The 18,177-nt window shown below is 71.1% G+C and carries 19 protein-coding genes; 8 read left to right on the top strand and 11 right to left on the bottom strand.

Annotated elements, in window-relative coordinates:
• Window positions 1–36: 36 nt before the first annotated feature.
• Window positions 37–204, bottom strand: a complete 168-nt coding sequence (locus AB0K03_RS29010) for a hypothetical protein (RefSeq protein ID WP_364690977.1) — start codon at window positions 202–204, stop codon at window positions 37–39.
• 441 nt (window positions 205–645) lie between these two features.
• Between AB0K03_RS29010 and AB0K03_RS29005 the strand changes: the two genes are divergently transcribed.
• The gene (locus tag AB0K03_RS29005) at window positions 646–1,593 is read left to right on the top strand and encodes a chlorophyllase/cutinase-like alpha/beta fold protein (protein ID WP_364690974.1); all 948 of its coding nucleotides are present in this window, start codon (window positions 646–648) and stop codon (window positions 1,591–1,593) included.
• 486 nt (window positions 1,594–2,079) lie between these two features.
• On the opposite strand, the gene AB0K03_RS29000 is transcribed toward AB0K03_RS29005, so the two are convergent.
• From AB0K03_RS29000 to AB0K03_RS28990, 3 genes are all read right to left on the bottom strand, one after another.
• Window positions 2,080–3,030, bottom strand: a complete 951-nt coding sequence (locus tag AB0K03_RS29000) for a zinc-binding dehydrogenase (protein WP_364690971.1) — start codon at window positions 3,028–3,030, stop codon at window positions 2,080–2,082.
• A gap of 451 nt (window positions 3,031–3,481) precedes the next feature.
• On the bottom strand, window positions 3,482–4,714 hold the full coding sequence (locus AB0K03_RS28995) for an NADP-dependent malic enzyme (protein WP_364691056.1): 1,233 nt from the start codon (window positions 4,712–4,714) through the stop codon (window positions 3,482–3,484).
• Between the two features lie 256 nt (window positions 4,715–4,970).
• Window positions 4,971–5,279, bottom strand: a complete 309-nt coding sequence (locus AB0K03_RS28990) for a S26 family signal peptidase (protein WP_364690969.1) — start codon at window positions 5,277–5,279, stop codon at window positions 4,971–4,973.
• 84 nt (window positions 5,280–5,363) lie between these two features.
• Between AB0K03_RS28990 and sodN the strand changes: the two genes are divergently transcribed.
• Genes sodN through AB0K03_RS28975 form a run of 3 tightly spaced genes read left to right on the top strand, consistent with a single transcriptional unit; the run spans window position 5,364 to window position 6,707 of the window.
• Window positions 5,364–5,768, top strand: coding sequence for a superoxide dismutase, Ni (gene sodN, locus AB0K03_RS28985; protein WP_364690966.1), 405 nt, complete (start codon window positions 5,364–5,366; stop codon window positions 5,766–5,768).
• Complete coding sequence (locus AB0K03_RS28980; RefSeq protein WP_364690964.1) at window positions 5,765–6,265, top strand: GNAT family N-acetyltransferase; 501 nt, start codon at window positions 5,765–5,767, stop codon at window positions 6,263–6,265. Before sodN ends, AB0K03_RS28980 begins: the two co-directional genes overlap by 4 nt.
• Window positions 6,266–6,302: 37 nt before the next feature.
• Window positions 6,303–6,707, top strand: coding sequence for an ATP-binding protein (locus tag AB0K03_RS28975; RefSeq protein WP_364691054.1), 405 nt, complete (start codon window positions 6,303–6,305; stop codon window positions 6,705–6,707).
• 287 nt (window positions 6,708–6,994) lie between these two features.
• On the opposite strand, the gene AB0K03_RS28970 is transcribed toward AB0K03_RS28975, so the two are convergent.
• Together AB0K03_RS28970 and AB0K03_RS28965 are read right to left on the bottom strand one after the other, a co-directional pair.
• On the bottom strand, window positions 6,995–7,690 hold the full coding sequence (locus tag AB0K03_RS28970) for a FadR/GntR family transcriptional regulator (protein ID WP_364690961.1): 696 nt from the start codon (window positions 7,688–7,690) through the stop codon (window positions 6,995–6,997).
• A 206-nt stretch (window positions 7,691–7,896) separates the two neighbouring features.
• Entirely contained in the window at window positions 7,897–8,271 is a 375-nt protein-coding gene (locus tag AB0K03_RS28965; protein ID WP_364690958.1) for a hypothetical protein, read from the bottom strand.
• A 53-nt stretch (window positions 8,272–8,324) separates the two neighbouring features.
• Here AB0K03_RS28965 and AB0K03_RS28960 point away from each other — a divergent pair, with 53 nt between their 5' ends.
• Window positions 8,325–9,275, top strand: coding sequence for a diacylglycerol kinase family protein (locus AB0K03_RS28960; protein ID WP_364691051.1), 951 nt, complete (start codon window positions 8,325–8,327; stop codon window positions 9,273–9,275).
• A gap of 420 nt (window positions 9,276–9,695) precedes the next feature.
• Window positions 9,696–9,950 (top strand): WhiB family transcriptional regulator, encoded by a 255-nt coding sequence (locus AB0K03_RS28955; RefSeq protein ID WP_043524653.1) that lies wholly within the window; start codon window positions 9,696–9,698, stop codon window positions 9,948–9,950.
• A 376-nt stretch (window positions 9,951–10,326) separates the two neighbouring features.
• On the opposite strand, the gene AB0K03_RS28950 is transcribed toward AB0K03_RS28955, so the two are convergent.
• From AB0K03_RS28950 to AB0K03_RS28940, 3 genes are all read right to left on the bottom strand, one after another.
• Entirely contained in the window at window positions 10,327–11,124 is a 798-nt protein-coding gene (locus AB0K03_RS28950) for a CbiX/SirB N-terminal domain-containing protein (protein WP_364690955.1), read from the bottom strand.
• Window positions 11,106–11,867 (bottom strand): phosphoadenylyl-sulfate reductase, encoded by a 762-nt coding sequence (locus AB0K03_RS28945; RefSeq protein WP_364690952.1) that lies wholly within the window; start codon window positions 11,865–11,867, stop codon window positions 11,106–11,108. Before AB0K03_RS28945 ends, AB0K03_RS28950 begins: the two co-directional genes overlap by 19 nt.
• Window positions 11,868–12,018: 151 nt before the next feature.
• Entirely contained in the window at window positions 12,019–13,710 is a 1,692-nt protein-coding gene (locus tag AB0K03_RS28940) for a nitrite/sulfite reductase (RefSeq protein WP_364690949.1), read from the bottom strand.
• A gap of 403 nt (window positions 13,711–14,113) precedes the next feature.
• Between AB0K03_RS28940 and AB0K03_RS28935 the strand changes: the two genes are divergently transcribed.
• Window positions 14,114–15,520 (top strand): glycosyltransferase family 39 protein, encoded by a 1,407-nt coding sequence (locus AB0K03_RS28935; protein ID WP_364690946.1) that lies wholly within the window; start codon window positions 14,114–14,116, stop codon window positions 15,518–15,520.
• A gap of 17 nt (window positions 15,521–15,537) precedes the next feature.
• Window positions 15,538–17,016, top strand: coding sequence for a glycosyltransferase family 39 protein (locus AB0K03_RS28930; RefSeq protein WP_364690944.1), 1,479 nt, complete (start codon window positions 15,538–15,540; stop codon window positions 17,014–17,016).
• 10 nt (window positions 17,017–17,026) lie between these two features.
• Here AB0K03_RS28930 and AB0K03_RS28925 read toward each other — a convergent pair whose 3' ends face one another.
• Together AB0K03_RS28925 and AB0K03_RS28920 are read right to left on the bottom strand one after the other, a co-directional pair.
• A complete protein-coding gene (locus AB0K03_RS28925; RefSeq protein WP_364690941.1) occupies window positions 17,027–17,605 on the bottom strand; it encodes a hypothetical protein in 579 nt (192 codons plus the stop codon).
• On the bottom strand, window positions 17,602–18,135 hold the full coding sequence (locus tag AB0K03_RS28920; RefSeq protein WP_364690938.1) for a GNAT family protein: 534 nt from the start codon (window positions 18,133–18,135) through the stop codon (window positions 17,602–17,604). Before AB0K03_RS28920 ends, AB0K03_RS28925 begins: the two co-directional genes overlap by 4 nt.
• Window positions 18,136–18,177 lie beyond the last annotated feature (42 nt).

The following is an 18,177-nucleotide window of genomic DNA, read 5'->3' as shown; positions in this document are numbered from 1 at the left end:
TGAACTCGGCCCGGCGCCGTCGTTCGGGTGGTGGGATCAGCCGACCGCGAGCCAGGCGATGAGGGCGATGAGCACGACAACGACCGCGACGGCCGCGATGATCAGCGGTGTCTTCGAGGCCGGCGCGGGCTCCTCAGGACCACTCTGCGTGAAGGCGCGGAAGGCCTCGGTGTTGCCGCTCGGATCGACGCTGTTGTCAGACATGCGCACGACCATAGCGAAGCCGTACCCCCGCAGCCAGGCCGTCCCTGCCACTTACCAGGGCGTTCCCGCGCCCTCGAGCGTTTTCACCCGTCCGTGGGAGTGTCCCGCACACCAGGGTCGGCCCGGTGCGTCTCTTTGATGGCGATTCGGCAGGCCCATCGCTCGCGCGACACCGGCCCGATCAACGGCCCATCCACCACCCTTCGCCTGCCGTCACCCATGCCGCGTCATGACTCTCACCGCGTCCCCACCCACACGGCGGGTCCGGACCGCGGTGCGGGCCCTGACCGCCACGCCGGGCCCAACCGCCACGCCGGGCCCAACCGCCACGCCGGGCCCAACCGCCACGCCGGGCTTGCCTTCGGCCTCGACCGCACGCTGGCTGGGCCGCAGGGTTCCGACAGCCGGTCAAGCAGCTCCCGCCCGGGCACAATGATGGTCATGAGCCGCCGTACCGCCACGCTGATCATCGTGGCCGTCCTGGCGCTCACCTCGTGTTCGGCGAACGACGGCGGCGACCCGCCGGCCTCTCGGAGCGCCATCCCGCCGGCCTCCACAGGTCCGCAACCCACGACGCCTTCCGCCGGCGCCTCCGCCCGGCCGCAGACCACGGCCGCCTCTGCGCCGGCCCCGGTGGGCGCGGCGCCGAACCGTTCTTTTCCCGTACGCGTACGCAAACTGCAGCTCAGCCGCGGCGAAGATCGTCCCCTGCCCACCACGGTCTGGTACCCGGCCACCGGCAAGGGCCCGTACCCGGTGATCGTGTTCAGCCATGGCCTGACGGGCCGCCCCGAGGACTACGCGTCGCTGCTGACGCGCTGGGCGCGGGCGGGGTTCGTGGTGGCAGGCGCCGCGTACCCGCACACCTCCCGAGGTGCCGCGGAGTTCACCGTGCTCGACTTGGTCAATCAGCCGGTGGACGCCTCGTACGTGCTCACCGAGCTGCTCGCCCTCAACCGCAAACAGGGCGACCCGCTCGAGAACCGCCTCGACGAGACCCACGTCGCCGCGGCCGGCCATTCGGGCGGCGGCATCACCACGCTGGGCATGCTGTCCGGCAACCGGGACAAGAGGCTGACCGCCGCCGTGGTGCTCGCCGGACGCCAGCTGCTGGCCGCACCCTTCACCGGCCCCGAGACCCCCGTGCTGTTCGTGCACGGCAAGCTGGACCGGACCGTCCGGTACGCCGACGGCCTCGCCGCATTCGAGGCTGTGCCGTGGCCCAGGGCTTTGTTGACCCTGCCCCGAGGCGGCCACATCACCACGGGTGGTCCCGACTTCACCCGCGTCGTCACCACGACCACCGACTTCTGGCGCTGGTCCCTCTACGGCGACGCTCCGGCACGGAAACGCCTCGCCGCCACGAACAACTTCCGCGACGACCTCTGACCCAAGGTCCGCCGTGCCCGTGCCACAGATGAACGGCGTGCCGAGGCGCGGGCCAGCGAGCGCAGCGCAGCAACCCGTAGTGGGGCCGGCGACGCACCGACCCGTCGTGGGCCAACGGACGCAGCGCGCCCACCCGCAGCAGTGGGCCAACAGACGCAGCGCGCCCACCCGCAGTGGGCCAACAGACGCAGCGCGCCCACCCGCAGTGGGCCAACAGACGCAGCGCGCCCACCCGCAGTGGGCCAACGGACGCAGCGCAACGACTCGTTGCAGGCCGGACAGGGGGTGGCGCGCCGACCCATGACAGGCGGGTGGGGTGGTGCGCCGACCCGCCCCAGGCCGGCGGAGGCGGCGCGCCAGCCGTTATGGGCCAGCGGGCGGCGGCGCGCCGGCCCGTAGGAGGCCAGCGGGCGGTGGCGCGCCGTCCGCGGAGGCCGGAGCCGAGCAGTCCGCACGGCACGGACTGCTCCAGCGGCCGGACGCCCATCAGTGCAGGTGATCCACCGCCACTTTTCCGAACACCTCGCCCGAGTTCAGCCGCGCGAACGCGTCTGCCACGGCCGAGAATCCGTACGTCGAGTCGATGACCGGCCGGATGTCCCGAGCGACACACAGGTCCAGCAGCTGGGCGAGGTCCTCGGCTGTGCCCATGGTGCTGCCCAGGATCTCGAGCTGCATCATGAAGACCCGGCGGAGGTCCACTTTCGGGAAGGGGCCGCCCGTTGCGCCGCACACCACGATGCGGGCTCCAGGGGCGGAGCACTTCAGCGAGTGCTCGAAGGTCGGCGCGCCCACGGACTCGATGACGATGTCGACGCGTTCCGGCAGGCGGGCGCCGGGTTCGACGGCTGTGGCGCCCAGCTCGGCGATTTTCTCGCGCTTGCCGGCGTCGCGGCTGGTCGCGTACACCCGTTTGCCGAGCGCCGCAGCCAGCACCACAGCGGCCGTGGCGACGCCACCGCCGGCGCCCTGGACGAGGACCGATTCCGCGTCGTCGATGCGTCCGCGCGTCGTGAGCATGTGGTACGCCGTGAGCCACGCGGTCGGCAGGCACGCCGCGTCGAGGAAGGAGATGCCCGCCGGCTTGGGCACGAGGTTGCCGGCCGGCACGGCCACGCGCTCGGCGAGCGTGCCGGGCCAGCGCTCGGACAGCAGCGAGAAGCCGCGCGGGTCTTCCTTGTCCTCGATCACCGGGTAGACGACGACCTCGTTGCCGTCGCCGTCCACACCGGACGCATCGCAGCCGAGGATCATGGGTAGCCGCTCGGCCGGGAGCCCGACGCCGCGCAGCGACCAGAGCTCGTGATGGTTGAGCGAGCTGGCGCGGACGTCGACCGTCACCCAGCCCTCGGGTGGTGACGGCTCGGGCAGGTCGCCGACGGTGAGGGCGGCGAGCGGTTCGTCCGGTTTCGTGGCACTGGCGTAGGCGGCGCGCATGCCAGGAACGCTAGTCACCGCCTCGGGCGCACGCCACCCACTCGGCCGTCCCTGTGGACAAGCCCGGCGCGGCGACGGCCACAACACCGCCCTGTGGATAGCGACGAAGCGTTGACCAGGGCGGCCGCATGCAGGCTCGTGCCACGGCCTGTGGACGACGACGAGCGAGGAGAAGGGCAGAACCTCGCGCTGTGGACAACTGCCGAGGCCGTCGCCGACCCACGGCATGCTGGGCCGACCGAAACAGCCACCCGGGAGCATGCCGGGCCGGCCGAAACAGCCACCCCGAGCATGCTGAGCCGACCGAAACAGCCACCCGAAGGCAGTCGGGCGGAACAGCAAGGAAGGAGAGCCCGGCGTGAAGGGAACGAGGACGAACGAACCCGGACCCGGCGCAAACACGTCCGGCCCGGCGACAGCCGGGCCGGACGACCGAACCGCAACCGCGAACTCAGGCGGAAGCCACCGTCTCGCTCGCCGAGAACACCGCTCCGGGCGGGCTGACCGCGGCCGGCGCCGGGACGACCGGCATCTCGGCCGGGACGTCCGGCGTCTCCGCCGGGACGGCGATCCGCGCAACCCCATCGCGTTCGGCGGCTCGGGCGACCGCTGCCGCCACGGCCGGAGCCACTCGCGGGTCCAGCGCCGACGGCACGATGGCGTCGGCTCGCAGGTCGTCGGCCAGCACCTCGGCGATCGCCTCCGCAGCGGCGACCTTCATGCCGCCGGTGATCCGGGTGGCCCGGGCGTCGAGCGCTCCGCGGAAGATGCCGGGGAACGCCAGCACGTTGTTGATCTGGTTGGGGAAGTCGCTGCGGCCGGTGGCGACGACTGCCGCGTACTTGTGGGCGATCGCCGGCGGGACCTCGGGGGTCGGGTTGGCGAGCGCGAAGATGATGGAGCCGGGCGCCATGCCGGCGAGCGCGCTCTCCGGGATCGACCCGCCGGAGACACCGACGAGGACGTCGGCGCCGATGAGCGCCTCCTTGATTCCTCCCGTACGCCCGGAGTAGTTGGTCTGCGCGGCCAGCGCGGCCTTCACGCCGGTGAGTTCGGGGCGGTCGGCGTGGATGATGCCCTGGGAGTCGCAGACGATCATGTTGGCGCCCTGGACGCCCGCGGCGATGAGCGTGTCGGTGATGGCGACTCCCGCCGCTCCCGCGCCGCTCACCACGACGCGCAGGTCGGCGAAGCGGCGGCCCAGCAGCTTCACGGCGTTGCGGAGCGCGGCGAGCACGACGATGGCCGTGCCGTGCTGGTCGTCGTGGAAGACCGGGATGTCGAGGGCCTCGTCGAGGCGGCGCTCGATCTCGAAGCAGCGGGGCGCGCTGATGTCCTCGAGGTTGATGCCGCCGAACGACGGGCCGAGGGCCTTGACCACGGCGATGATGCCCTCGACGTCCTGCGTGTCGAGGCAGATCGGCACCGCGTCGACGCCGCCGAACTGCTTGAACAGCACCGCCTTGCCCTCCATGACGGGCATCGCCGCGCGGGGCCCGATGTTGCCGAGGCCCAGGACGGCCGAACCGTCGGTGACCACCGCGACCGTGTTGCCGGTCCAGGTGTAGTCGTAGTACAGCGACGGCGAGGAGGCGATTTCCGTGCAAACCCGGGCGACGCCCGGGGTGTAGGCGAGCGACAGGTCGTCGCGACTGGACAGCGGGACCGTGGGCGCGATCGCCATCTTGCCGTGCTTGTGCAGGTCGAAGACGGGATCCGCGGCCAGGGCGGGGTCGAGCTCGAAACTGAAGAAAGACACGAGGGCTCCAGACACGCATCGGAGGAGAGCGTCGACGTCGGAGTGCCGCGGCGCGCGAGGCGCGGGCGGACGTCGGAGGGCCAGCCGGTCGTGATGCGCGAGTCTGCGCGGACCGACGTGCGATGCGGGGGTCACCCGGTGAATCAACCGCAAGACTTCGGTGTGCTGCGGTTACTGGACATTAACTTAGCCGACCGGGCCGGGGCCAGTAGCGAAACACGACGCGTCCGATGACATCCGCCACCCCGTACGCCCGCGAGTCGTCGGTCACGAACTCGTTGTCACCGCGTACCCACCAGCCTTGATCCTGGGCACGGACCGCGCGTTTGACGACCAGCAGGTCCGGCCGCGAGCGGAACCGCGCCACGACGACGTCGCCCTCCCGGACCCGCTGTGTCCGGTGCACCACCAGCGCATCTCCGGAGCGGAGGGTGGGTGCCATGGAGGGGCCCTGCACCAGCACGACGAAGAGCGGTAGTTGCAACCTCATGGCATCAATCCCGCGTCGAGTATGCGTTCGGATGTAAGGGGTAGTGTCAGGACCGGATCATCGCAAACTCATGGAGGGGTCCTGATGCGACTTCCGCGTATCTTCACGCCGCGCACTGTTGTCAGCGCGCACTGCGACCTGCCGTGTGGGGTCTACGACCCCGCGCAGGCCCGCATCGAGGCGGAGTCGGTGAAGGCCATCGCCGAGAAGTACCAGGCGAACACCGACCCCGAGTTCCGCACCCGCGCCATCATGATCAAGGAGCAGCGGGCCGACCTGGTCAAGCACCACCTGTGGGTGCTGTGGACCGACTACTTCAAGGCTCCGCACTTCGAGAAGTACCCGCAGCTCAACCAGCTGTTCAACGAGGCCACCAAGCTGGCCGGCGCCTCCGGTGCCAAGGGCTCGATGGACCCGGCCGTCGGCGACCAGCTGCTCGCGAAGATCGAGGAGATCTCGAAGATCTTCTGGGAGACCAAGCAGGCGTGAGCCCGGCGACCATACGGCCGGTACGTCCCCAGGACGTGCCGGCCGTCGTGGCGATGGTGCACGAATTGGCCGAGTTCGAACGCGAACCTCAGTCGTGCCACCTGACCGACGACCAGCTGACCACCGCGCTCTTCGGTGACCGTCCGGCCCTGTACGGGCACGTCGCGGTCGACGCGGACGACACCCCTTACGGCTTCGCCCTCTGGTTCCTCAACTTCTCCACGTGGGAAGGCGTGCACGGGATCTATCTGGAGGATCTCTACGTCCGCCCGGGTCACCGCGGTACGGGCGCCGGCGCGGCCTTGCTCACCGAACTCGCCCGGATCTGCGTCGAACGGGGCTACCGCCGCCTCGAGTGGGTGATGCTCGACTGGAACCCGGCGGCGGACTTCTACGCCGCGATCGGGGCCTCGGTCACCGAGAACTGGCTCCCCTACCGGCTGACCGGCGCCGCTCTGGAGCGACTCGCCCAGCGCGACCCAGCCGTCAGGCGCTAGAGTCTCGACCATCGGGAGGATGGGGCCGGTGACTCAGCTGCAGACCACACATTCGGAGCCGGCGTTCGGGGACGACGTCGTGCTGCTCACCGTGCCCGCCGACGGCGGCTACCTCGGGGTGCTGCGCACCGCGACGGCAGGCCTGGCGGCACGCCTGCATTTCGCCCTCGACGAGATCGAGGACCTGCGCATCGCGGTCGACGAGGCGTGCGCGATGCTGCTCGCGATCGCGACCCGCGGCGCCGAACTCGAATGCCGCTTCGCGGTGACCGACGACGCGCTCACCGTCGAGGTCACCGTTTCGACGGTACGCGGGGCCCGACTGCCGTCGGAGTCCTCGTTCGCGTGGAAGGTGCTGACGGCGCTGACCACGTCGGCGACGGCGGAAGCGACCGGCCGGCACGCCACGATCCGCCTCCTCACCCGCCGCACCGAGAACTGACGGCCCACGCGAGGCCGCACGCCGAAGCGGCCATGCAGCGCCGCACGGTGAGACGGCCCCGGCGCCGCACGCTGGAACCGAGGGCCGCACGCTGAGACGGCCCCGGCGCCGCACGCTGGAACCGAGGGCCGCACGCTGAGACCGTAGGCCACGTTTGAGGGCCCTCGCAGCGCCGCACGGTGAGACCGAGCGCACGCCCAAACCACCACGCAGCTCCGCACGCGGGCACGGCCGAGCAGCCCCCGTACCCGGAACGGCCGAGCGACCGCACCGGCCATCCGGCACCCCTACCGCTTGTTGGCGTCCGCGATGTAGTCCAGATGCCGCCGCCCGGCCTCCATGGCGGCCGCCGGGTCCCGGTTCTTCACGCAGGCCAGCAGCTCCCGATGATCCGCGTCGATCCTCGCCCAATACCCGTCGGGCAGCGCCTCCACGACCTCCTCCCCGTACGAGACGTGGTAGAGCGGCCGGGTGACCAGCTCGAACAGCGGGTTGCCGGTCGCCGACGCCACGGCCGAGTGGAACGCCGAGTGCGCCGCGAGCATCGTGTCGAGCTCGTCCAGGTCGGGGTCGAACATGGCTCCGCGGAGCTCGATGAGCTGGGCGTCGGTGCGCCGCTCGGCGGCGAGGCCGGCCGCCGGCACCTCGAGGGCGCGGCGGAGTTCGATCAGGTCGGCGAAGCCGACTTCGGCCGAGTTGGTGAGCAGGGTCAGGCCGGTGGACAGGCCCTCGGAGAGCTGGTCGGCGTCGGGGTGGGCGACGAAGCTGCCGCCGGTGACGCCGCGGGTCGTCACGATCAGGTGCTGGCTGGCGAGGAGCCGGAGGGCTTCGCGGACGGTGCTACGGCTGACGCCGGAGCGTACGCACAGTTCGGGCTCCGGTGGCAGACGCTCGCCCGGTTGCAGACGTCCCGACGTGATCTCCGCCCGCAGCTCGTCCGCCAGAACCTGGTATGCCGGCGGGCGCACCGTCGATCCGGTCAAGCCCCTCACCCCCTCGTGATCCGCCTCTCAGAGTAGGCCTTTCACCGCAGGTGGGAAGTGCTGATGGACGACACCCGGGAGCCCGCCGGCCGCCGACCTCGGCACTGAGTAAGACGGCGCCGGAAGCCGCGGATCACGCGCCCACCCGATGAGTAGAGGCCGCGAAGCGAAGCTCGCCGAAGCGGAGCGGGAAACCCAGAACCGATTCAGTCGAGCCCGAGCGCCCGAGTAGTCGGCGGCAGCAGGCACAGCAACGCCACCGCCACCCCGAGCACCATCATCAGCACCCCGGCCCACGCGGGTCCGGTCTGCAGCAGGAACCCGCCGGACGCGATGATGAACAGCTGCACTACGATCGCCGGCCCGCGGGCTCGGGCCGAGCGCCGCGCCAGCGCGCGGCCCACGAGGAACACCGCGGCGGCCCCGATGGCCGCGAGCACGGTGAGGGAGATCGCCACCGCGAGGCTGCCGGCGTCGGCGGTCACGTCCAGCACCATCAGGTACGCCGTGAGCACGATCAGTCCCGCCGCCTCGGCGAGGAGCAGGCGTACCGCCCAGACCAGGGTCGCGGGGGAAGTCACCGCTGTACGATACCGGCCAGCTCAGCGGGGTACCGAGGGGTACAGTGCCGCCCATGCGAGCGTTACTGGTGGTTAACCCCAAGGCCACCACGACGAGTGAGCGCAGCCGAGACGTGCTGGTCCGAGCCCTGCGCAGCGAGGTCGAACTGACCGTGGAGTACACGCTGAAGCGCGGGCACGCCACGTCGCTGGCCCGGGCCGCCGCGGAGAGCGGCGTCGACGTCGTGGTGACGCTGGGCGGCGACGGCACGGTGAACGAGGCGGTCAACGGGCTGATGACCGCCGAGCCGGGGCTCACGTCCCGCGGCACTTCGCCTGCTTTCCGGCTGCCGGCGCTCGCAGTGGTTCCCGGCGGCTCCACCAATGTCTTCGCCCGCGCGCTCGGGTTACCCCGCGACTGGGTCGAGGGGACCGGCGTGATCCTGGACGGGTTGCGCTCGGGGCGGCACCGGGTGATCGGGTTGGGCCGCGCCGACGACCGCTATTTCACCTTCACCGCCGGGATGGGGCTCGATGCCGCCGTGACCCGCCGGGTGGAGCAGGCGCGTCTGCGCGGCCGTACGTCCACTCCGGGCCTTTATGTACGGTCCCTGATCGGTCAGGTGCTGTCGGGCGAGGATCGCAAAGCGCCGCCCTTGACGATCGAGCGCCCGGGTGAGGAGCCGGAGTCCGGACTGGGCACCGTCATCGTCCAGAACACGGCTCCGTGGACGTACGTGGGCGACCGCCCCATCAACCCCAATCCGGACGCCTCGTTCGATCGAGGACTTGACGTTCTGGCCCTTCGTAGCCTAGGTGTGGCGACGACAACACGGACAGTGACGCAAATGACGGTTCGGCATCCGGATCCGCGGGGCCGCCACGTGCTCCGGCTGCACGATCAGGCCGAGTTCACCGTGGTCGCCAGCCGCCCCCAGGCGTTCCAGCTCGACGGGGATTACCTGGGTGAGCGTCAGAAGGTGCACTTTCTGTCCGTTCCCCAAGCGCTGCGTGTGATCTGCTGAGGACTGGGTAGGCGGTTCTGGTCGCCCCTCACGATCCGTTACAGAAACACGGCCAAAAGGTCGGCAACGCGGCCGGTACCGTACTACATTGATGGGAGCGTTCATCCGCCGGTACCGGGAGATGCCCCGGAACCGGACAAAGGGGTCGTGAGCTAGCTCACCCGCTCGGAGATTTTCCGAGCGCTACCCTTGACATCGCGGGAGTTCGTGAAAGCATTCACAAGCGATATGAAGTAACCGGATGCCGCTCGCCCGCGTTCCTTATCCGAAGACGCGGAACGGCGTCCTGAACAAAAGCTTGCTCACGCACTGGTGACCGGACGAACGCTGTCCGTCGGTCGTCACGGCGTATGCAGATAAAAGTAAGTAGTAAGTCCGCACCATTTCGTTACCCCATCCGAAACAAGGAGTGTTGCCGCCATGGACTGGCGCCACGATGCGATCTGCCGCGACGAGGACCCGGAGCTGTTCTTCCCGATCGGGACGTCCGGCCCCGCGCTCCTGCAGGTCGAGCAGGCCAAGGCCGTGTGCCGCCGGTGCCCCGTGACCGAGTCCTGCCTGCAGTGGGCACTCGAGTCCGGTCAGGACGCCGGCGTATGGGGCGGTATGAGCGAGGACGAGCGGCGCGCCGTGAAGCGTCGCGGCGGCCTGCGGGTCGGCGCTCCCACCGCCTGAACAATCCCTCACAGCATTCACGCCCCGGGCCCATGACGGCGCCGGGGCGTCGTGCTCTCCGGGAATCATCGACGGTTTCCACGCGATTACCGCAAGCAATGGTGACGCAGGGCATGAATGAGATCACGGATCTTCGCGAAATGATCTCGAAATCATCGCAATCGTTGACACCATTGGCTTGCGCTCCTACACCCTCCGCTGTGGACGAATCCCGCCCCGCCGGCACACGCAAGGCGATCACCCGGAAACACACAGTCGACCGTTAGGCGTAACCGCCGCCACACGAACCCGACTACGGAAGCCGCCCCAAGCACCCGACCGCGGGACAAGCGCGGCAGGCATGGAAGCCACGCCGTAACGAGGATCAAGCATCGCCTCAGGCGGCGTACGCGGCCTCGGCCCGGACAGCGGCGGCCACCCGGGCAGCCACCAGCTCCACCACGGCGGGGACATCGGTGAGCGGCTCGGCCACCACCCGCGCCCCGGCTTCCCGAGCCGACGCCACGGCCGCGTCCCACAGCAGCCCGGGCGCGAGGAAGTACGACGCCACCCCCACCCGCCGGCACCCCGACCCGGCAAGATCGCGTACGGCGTCCCCGGCGAGCGGCGGGGCGGCCGAGGCATAGGCGACCCGGCACGGAACGCCGAGACGCTCGCTCAGGGCCGCCGCCGCCTGCTCCACGGTCCCCCGCGCACCGGCGTCCCGAGTCCCGGCAGCCGCAAGCACCAGCCCGTCCACCGACTCCACGACGCCCGCAGACCGCAGCCTTGATTCCAGGCCGTCCAGCAGCAGCTCCGGCACGCGCCCGCCGACCGGCCCCAGCACATCGGCCAGCGTGACGTCCAGCCGTACGCCCTCGGCCCGCGCAGCGGTGATCTCGCCCGGCACGTCGACGCGGCCGTGGTAGGCGGCCGTCAGCAGCAGCGGCACCATCACCGCCCGCCGGTGACCCGCCGCCGCGAACGACGCGAGCACCTGGCGGGGCCGCGGCACGCTGTGGTCGAGATACGACGCGCGCACGTCCCACCCCGGGTGCTCCGCGCGCACCGCGGCCGCCAGCGCCTCGGTGGCCCGCGCAGCGCGCGGGTCCCGGCTGCCGTGGGCGACCAGTGCGACGGCGACCCCCGAAGCGCCGGGTCTGACCGGCGCCGGATTCACTGGTGCAGGCCGCATTCGGTCTTCTCGAACATCGCCCAGCGACCGGCGCGCGGGTCCTCGCCGGCCTTCGTCCGCCGGGTGCACGGCCAGCAGCCGATCGAGCCGTACCCCTTCTTGAAGAGCTCGTTGACCGGGACGTTCCAGCGGGCGATGTAGCGGTCCACATCGGACTGGGCCCAGGCCGCGATCGGGTTGACCTTGACCTTGCCCTTCTTCGCGTCGAACGCCACCACCGGGGTGTTCGCGCGGGTCGGGGACTCGTCGCGGCGCAGGCCGGTGGCCCAGGAGTCGTAGTCGGCGAGGGCGCGTTCCAGCGGCTCGACCTTACGCAGGAAGCAGCACTCGTCGGGGTTGCGGGCGAACAGCCGGGGGCCGAACTCGCCGTCCTGCTGGCCGACGGTCATCCGCGGGCGGATGGAGCGGACGTTGACGTTCATCGTCCGGGCGACCGTGTCGCGGATCTTGAGCGTCTCCGGGAAGTGCAGGCCGGTGTCGAGGAAGACGACGTCGACGCCGGGTGCGACCCGCGAGAACAGGTGCGCGACGACGGCGTCGGCCATGGAACTGGTCACGCAGAACCGCTCGCCGAACGTCGAGGCGGCCCAGCGCGCGATGTCCTCGGCCGGCGCGTCCTTCAGAAGCGCGGCGCCCTCGGCGGCCAGTGACGACAGTTCGGCGGCGGACCGGCGGGCCGGGTCGGCGGGCTGAGAGAAGCCCAGGTTGACGAGGCCGAGGTTGGCGGCTGTCACGACAGTCATCGGTTCACTCCCTTGGAAAGCAGCCCGTTGAACTTGACCGTGAAAACTCGGGCGCAGGAGTGGCACTCCCACGCTCCGTGCGAGGCCTCGTTGGGGTAGAGGTCCTCTTCGCCGCAGTAGGGGCAGTACAGCGGGGTGCTTCTGGCGTCGCTCACTTCAGCAACTCCTCGTCGGCCCGGACGACCCAGTCGGCGAAGGCCTCGCCGTCGGTCCGCCCCTCCAGGTAGCGACGAGCGAGCCGCTCGACGTAGTCGGGAAGCTCTTCGGCGGTGGCCTTGAGGCCGCGCACCTTGCGGCCGAAACCGGCCGTCTGGCCCTGCGCCATGCCCAGTCCGCCGCCGAGGTGGATCTGGAAGCCCTCGACCTGCTCGCCGTGGGCGTTCATGACCAGCTGACCCTTGAGCCCGATGTCGGCGACCTGGGTGCGGGCGCAGGCGTTCGGGCAGCCGTTGATGTGGATCGAGATGTCGGCGTCGAAGTCCTTGATCCGCTCCTCGAGCCGGGCCACCAGCTCCTCGCCGCGCGCCTTGGTCTCGACGATGGCGAGCTTGCAGTACTCGATGCCGGTGCAGGCCATGGTGCCGCGGCGCCAGGCCGACGGCCGGGCCTCCAGCCCGATGCCGCGCAGGCCCGCGATCAACGGTTCCACCTGGTCGTCGGCGATATCAAGAACCAGAAGCTTCTGGTACGGGGTCAGGCGTACCCGGTCTGATCCGTGCGCCGCCACCAGGTCGGCCAGCTTGCTGAGCTGCGTACCGGAGGAGCGGCCGACGACCGGGGCGGCGCCGACGTAGTTGCGCCCGTCGCGCTGCTTGTGCACGCCGATGTGGTCGATCGGCTTCTCGGGCAGCTCCGGCGGCGGTCCGTCGATGAGGGCCCGGCCCAGGTACTCCTTCTCGAGCACCTCGCGGAACTTCGCCACGCCCCAGTCGGCCAGCAGGAACTTGAGCCGGGCGCGGTTGCGCAGGCGCCGGTAGCCGTAGTCCCGGAAGATCCCGACCACGCCCTCCCAGACGTCGGGGATCTCCTCGAGCGGCACCCAGACGCCCAGCCGCTCGGCGAGCCGCGGGTTGGTGGAGAGGCCGCCGCCGACCCAGAGGTCGAAGCCGGGGCCGTGCTGCGGGTGGACGACGCCGAGCATGGCGATGTCGTTGACCTCGTGCGGCGTGTCGGCCAGCCAGGAGATCGACGTCTTGAACTTGCGGGGCAGGTTGGAGTAGCGCGGGTCGCCCAGGTAGCGCTCGACGATCGTGTCGATCGCCCAACTCGGGTCCACGACCTCCTCGGTCGAGACGCCGGCGACCGGGCTGCCCAGCACCACGCGCGGGCAGTCACCGCAGGCCTCGGTGGTCTCCAGGCCGACCGCCTCGAGCCGGCGCCAGATCTCCGGCATGTCCTCGACGCGGATCCAGTGCAGCTGGATGTTCTGCCGGTCGGTGATGTCGGCGCTGTCGCGGGCGAACTCGGTGGAGATCCCGCCGATCGTGCGCAGCTGCGCGAGGCTCAGCGCACCGCCGTCGATGCGCACGCGGAGCATGAAGTACTCGTCCTCGAGCTCGTGCGGCTCGAGCACCGCCGTACGGCCGCCGTCGATGCCCTGCCGGCGCTGGGTGTAGAGGCCCCACCAGCGGAAACGGCCGCGCAGATCCTGCGGGTCGATGCCCGCGAAGCCGGTGTGCGCGTAGATGTTCTCGATGCGGGCCCGGACGTTGAGCGGGTTGTCGTCCTTCTTCATCCGCTCGTTCGGGTTGAGGGGTTCACGGTGTCCGAGCGCCCACTGGCCCTCGCCGCGCGCCTTGCGGGGGCGGGCTGCGGGGGCTGCGGGGGTATTGCTGGGCGCCATGGCGGCGGTCCTCCGGAGATCGTGGGCACGCTGCGACGCTCACGGCAGGGCTCGCGACATCAGTGTCTGGAGGAAGCCGGCGCGTCGGGCGCGCCCGAGAAAATCAGTCGGGCGGCGTCAGGAAGCCGGACACATCGCGCTGCGGACGCGGCCGTAGTCGACGTGGCGACGGGCCACGAAGCGGCGCTCAACAGCAGCGGTCATGCGGGTAAGCCTCTCACGAGCGGCCATTCTCGGCCAGTGCGGTCCAGAATCCGGGAGTGTGGCGGCGCACACCTGTCCCGGCGTTCATCTGTGCGTACCCCATTCAGCGTCTCCGATTCACCGGCTGCCGCTAGAACCGGACGACGTGACCGCCGCGACCCTGACCCGGACAGAACAGACAGGCGCCGGGGAGGCCCCGGTGAGGCGGATCGCGCAGCTCGTCCACCCCGCCGCCCTGCCCGCCCTCGCGATGCTGGTCGTCGGCTCGGTCGGGCTGACCCGGCCGGCGCTCGGCTGGGACGAGCACGCGACGTGGTCGGCGGCCACGCGTACGCCGGGGCAGATCCTCGAGCTGGCCCGGACCATGGACGGTGTCATCGCGCCGTACTACCTGTTCGTGCACTTCTGGACGGCCGCGGTCGGGGACTCCGTGGCGGCGATCCGGCTGCCGTCCCTGATCGCCGTCGTGCTGGGGGTGGGGCTCGTCGGCGAGCTCGGCCGGCGCCTGTTCACCCCCGGCGCCGGGCTGACCGCCGGGCTCATCGTGGCCGCCGTACCGCAGCTGTCGCGGTACGCGCAGGAAGCTCGCGCGTACGGGATCGCCTTCTTCTTCGCGGTTCTCGCGACGCTTCTGCTGCAGGTGGCGCTGGGCAGGCCGACGTGGGTGCGGTGGATCGCGTACGGCACCGCACTCACGCTGCTCGGCTACACGCACATGATGGGGCTGCTGGTGCTCAGCGGGCACGTCCTCGCCGTGGTGGCGCGGCGCGACCGCCGTGTCCTGGTCCGCTGGACCGCCGTGGTCGCCGCCGCGGTGCTGCTGGTCTCGCCGCTGATCCGGCTCGGGCTGGCGCAGCGCGGCACGCAGCTCGAGTGGATCCCCCCGATGGACCTGCACCAGATCCTGATCGCCCCCGGCGTGATCTTCGGGGCGCCCGTCGCCGGCCTGTTCGTCGTCGGCCTCGCGGTCGCCGCCCGGTGGGAATGCCCGCGGCTGCTCGGCGAGCTGGCGGCGCTGGCCGTCATCCCGCCCGCGCTGCTCATCGCGGTCTCGTTCGTCACGTCGCCGCTGTGGGTGCCGCGCTACGTGCTGTTCGTCGTCGCCCCGCTGGCCCTGCTCGCCGCCGTGGCCCTGCGCGGTCTGCCCGGCCGTACCGTCGTGGCGTTGGTCCTGGTCGTCGGGGTCGGTTTCGAGACGCAGCAGGTGGTGCGCGGCCCCGCCGCGCACGGCGGCATGGACTTCCGCCGGGCCGCGGCGATCGTGCGCGCCGGCCTGCAGCCGGGTGACGGGGTCGTCTACGGCCGCATCGGTACGTGGTCCCTGCGCGCCGGCCTCGACTACGAGCTGCGTCACGAGTCCAGGCCGGCGGACCTGCTGCTGCGCCGGTCCGCGGCGGAGGCGGGCGCGCTGGAGGCGGTCGAGTGCCCGGAGCTGACGTGTTTCGACGCGCAGCGGGTCTGGTACGTCGGCGCTCGCCACCCCGGGGACCCCATGGCCGACGCCGGGGACGCGCTGCGGGCGAAGTTCGCGGCCGAGTACCGGCGGACCGGTTACTGGCTGCTACCGCTGGGAACTATCGCGCTGTACCAGCGGCGCACAGGCTGACCTGCGACGCTGAGGGTGTGCAGACGCTCGCACCCCTCGCTCCGCCGCGGCCCGAGCCGGCGGTGGAACCCACCCTCGGTGACCGGCTGCGCGCCCGGTGGCTGTGCTGGCTCGTGCCGGCCCTGGTGACGGGTGTCGTCGTGGCGTTCCGGGCCGGGACGCCCGAGCCGTGGCGCGACGAGCTGGCGACGTGGAGCGCGGCGCATCGGACGGTGCCGCAGATCGTCGAGCTGGGCCGGCACATCGACGGCGTCACCGTGCCGTATTACCTGCTGGCGCACGTGATGGCCGGGTTCGGCGACTCGGTCCTCGTCCTGCGGCTGCCGTCCATGTTCGCCGCCACGGCGACCGCAGCCGTGACCGCGCTGCTCGCCCGGCGGCTCTGGGGTCCGCGCGCCGCACTGACGGCCGGGCTGCTCGTGGCCGCGATGCCTGTGGTGTCGCGCTACGGGCAGGAGGCCCGCGGCTACGCCCTGGCCGCCCTGTTCTCCGTGACGGCGACGCTGCTGCTGCTCCGCGCGCTCGACTCGGCGCGGTGGTGGGCGTGGCTCGCGTACACGACAAGCGTCTTGCTGCTCGGCTGGTCCCACCAGATCGCCCTGCTCCTGCTAATCGGGCACGCCGTGGCCGTCGCGGTGATCAGGCGCCGCGCGGTGGCGGCATGGCTCGCCACCGTCGTCGTCGCGGCCGCGGGCGTGGTCCCGTTCGCGCTGCTGGGCATGGGCCAGCGCGCCACCCAGCTCGACTGGCTGTCCGCGGCGGAACCGGCGGACCTGGCCGACGTCCTGCAGACCGTCTTCCTGTCGGGAGTGATCGGCGGCGCGGTGGGCGCCTTCGCGGTCATGGCGCTGCGCACCCGGGACCGCCGGGCGCCGCTGCTCCTGCTGTCGGCGCTGCTGCCGGTGCTGACCCTGTACGCGGTCGACCAGCTCGTCACACCGATGTTCGTGGGCCGGTACCTCGTGTTCGTCGTCCCGCTGCTGTGCGCACTCGCCGGCCGGGCCCTCGCAGACCTTCGGCTACCGCTGGGCCTGACGGTCGTGCTCGTACTCGCCGCGATCGGGCTGCCCGCCCAGGAGGAGATCCGCCGTACGCACTCCGGCTTCGACTACCGCCGAGCCGCGGCGCTGATCCACGCGCAGGACCGCCCCGGCGACGGGATCATCTACGCGCCCCGCGACGGCTGGCACTTCACCGACATCGCCCTGCGCTACTACCTCGGCGACGACGTACCGAAGGACGTGCTGCTGCAGTCGGACGAAGTGGCGGACGCGTCGCTGTGGGCGACCGAGTGCGCCGACCCCGCGGCCTGCCTGACGGGCACGGACCGGGTCTGGGTGCTCAGCGGCGACAACCTGGAGACCGGCCGTCGTGCCGGCCCCACCGACCAGCTGACACCCGCTCAGCAGGCGGTGCTGACCGGCTCGTTCCGGCAGGTGACACAGACCCGCGTCGACGGGTTCACCATCGCGCTCTTCGTCCGCGGCAGGAGATGAGGGGTGCCGGTCAGGCCAGCCGCGACGCGACGGCCCTGTCAAGGGTTTCCAGCATCGCCTCCCCGCTCGTCGTGGTGAAGCCGCCGTCCGCCATGCTGAACTCCACCAGGTAGGCGCCGTACCGCATGCGGTACGAGAGGATGGAACACCTCGGCGCCCGCGAGACGCAGTATCCGACTGCTTCGTCCGCATGCGGAGCCGATGTCACGGTCAGCTTGTCGGCACCGCCCAACTTCTTCCGGAAGATCGGGCCGTCGTCCTCGTCCACGAAGACGTCGTGCGCCTCCTCGTCGTCTTCCTGACGCTGGACGAACTGCCGGACGGTGAGCGTGCCTTCTGAGTTCCGTACGGTCCACAACCGGGTGGTGATCGGTTTCCCGGAGAGTCCCACATGGGTGCCCGTACTCACCGACGCGTCATCGAAGCCGGGGATGTCGGAGTGCCACTCCCCGGTCTCGAGCAGCAGAGCCGTCGGCTTGACGGCATCGGGATCCGGCTCGTCGCGGGCCAGCGCGAGAGCCCCGCCGGTGACGGCCGAGGCCAGCACCACGACACCGGCCATCACCACAGCCCGGTTTCTGCGTCTCATTCGAGCGGGATCTCCACCTCGTCGCGGAGCAGGCCGTAGATGACCATGTCGCGCCAGACGCCGTGCCGGAAGCGGACCCCGCGGAGCAGGCCCTCGCGCCGGAAGCCGATCTTCTCCAGCGCCGTCTGCTCGGCGACGTTCTCGGCGTCGGTCTGTGCCTCGAGCCGGTTCGCGGTCGTGTACCGAAGCAGGTACTGCACGAGCATGCTCTGCGCCGCGGTGCCGTAGCCGCGACCGCGATGCTCCGGCAGGAGGGCCAGGCCGATCTCGTAACAGCCGCCGATCGGACCGCCCCGGGTCCGCGCCTCCCAGCTGGCGATGCCGATCACCAGGTCGTCGGGGCGTACGACCGCCAGCGCCGTCGAGCGGGCACCGATGTAGCCGTCGGTCTCCCACCGGCGGCGGCGGGCCCGCGCGTCGGTGAAGCCCGCCCACTCGTACGGGCCGAGCGCGTCGGGATCGGTGTCCAGCCGTTCCAGGAAGGGCAGGTCGCCCTCGACGAACGGGCGCAGGACCGGGGAGTCGTGCATGCACACCTCGAAGGACGGGCGGCCGGGCCGCGGATGATCAGG

The sequence above is a fragment of the Actinoplanes sp. NPDC049316 genome, assembly GCF_040677315.1.
Lineage (GTDB): Bacteria > Actinomycetota > Actinomycetes > Mycobacteriales > Micromonosporaceae > Actinoplanes.
Note: the sequence above shows the minus strand (reverse complement) of the source record. Positions and strands in the feature narration are given on the sequence as shown.

What these genes read in the sequence shown, in the direction of transcription:
- AB0K03_RS28955 (WP_043524653.1), top strand. Translation starts at nt 9,696, where the DNA reads ATGGACTGGCGCCACGATGCGATCTGCCGCGACGAGGACCCGGAGCTG.
- AB0K03_RS28995 (WP_364691056.1), bottom strand. Translation starts at nt 4,714, where the DNA reads ATGGCGATCGCGCCCACGGTCCCGCTGTCCAGTCGCGACGACCTGTCG.
- AB0K03_RS28990 (WP_364690969.1), bottom strand. Translation starts at nt 5,279, where the DNA reads ATGAGGTTGCAACTACCGCTCTTCGTCGTGCTGGTGCAGGGCCCCTCC.
- AB0K03_RS29005 (WP_364690974.1), top strand. Translation starts at nt 646, where the DNA reads ATGAGCCGCCGTACCGCCACGCTGATCATCGTGGCCGTCCTGGCGCTC.
- AB0K03_RS28940 (WP_364690949.1), bottom strand. Translation starts at nt 13,710, where the DNA reads ATGGCGCCCAGCAATACCCCCGCAGCCCCCGCAGCCCGCCCCCGCAAG.
- AB0K03_RS28960 (WP_364691051.1), top strand. Translation starts at nt 8,325, where the DNA reads ATGCGAGCGTTACTGGTGGTTAACCCCAAGGCCACCACGACGAGTGAG.
- AB0K03_RS28925 (WP_364690941.1), bottom strand. Translation starts at nt 17,605, where the DNA reads ATGAGACGCAGAAACCGGGCTGTGGTGATGGCCGGTGTCGTGGTGCTG.
- sodN (WP_364690966.1), top strand. Translation starts at nt 5,364, where the DNA reads ATGCGACTTCCGCGTATCTTCACGCCGCGCACTGTTGTCAGCGCGCAC.
- AB0K03_RS29000 (WP_364690971.1), bottom strand. Translation starts at nt 3,030, where the DNA reads ATGCGCGCCGCCTACGCCAGTGCCACGAAACCGGACGAACCGCTCGCC.
- AB0K03_RS29010 (WP_364690977.1), bottom strand. Translation starts at nt 204, where the DNA reads ATGTCTGACAACAGCGTCGATCCGAGCGGCAACACCGAGGCCTTCCGC.
- AB0K03_RS28920 (WP_364690938.1), bottom strand. Translation starts at nt 18,135, where the DNA reads ATGCACGACTCCCCGGTCCTGCGCCCGTTCGTCGAGGGCGACCTGCCC.
- AB0K03_RS28950 (WP_364690955.1), bottom strand. Translation starts at nt 11,124, where the DNA reads ATGCGGCCTGCACCAGTGAATCCGGCGCCGGTCAGACCCGGCGCTTCG.
- AB0K03_RS28945 (WP_364690952.1), bottom strand. Translation starts at nt 11,867, where the DNA reads ATGACTGTCGTGACAGCCGCCAACCTCGGCCTCGTCAACCTGGGCTTC.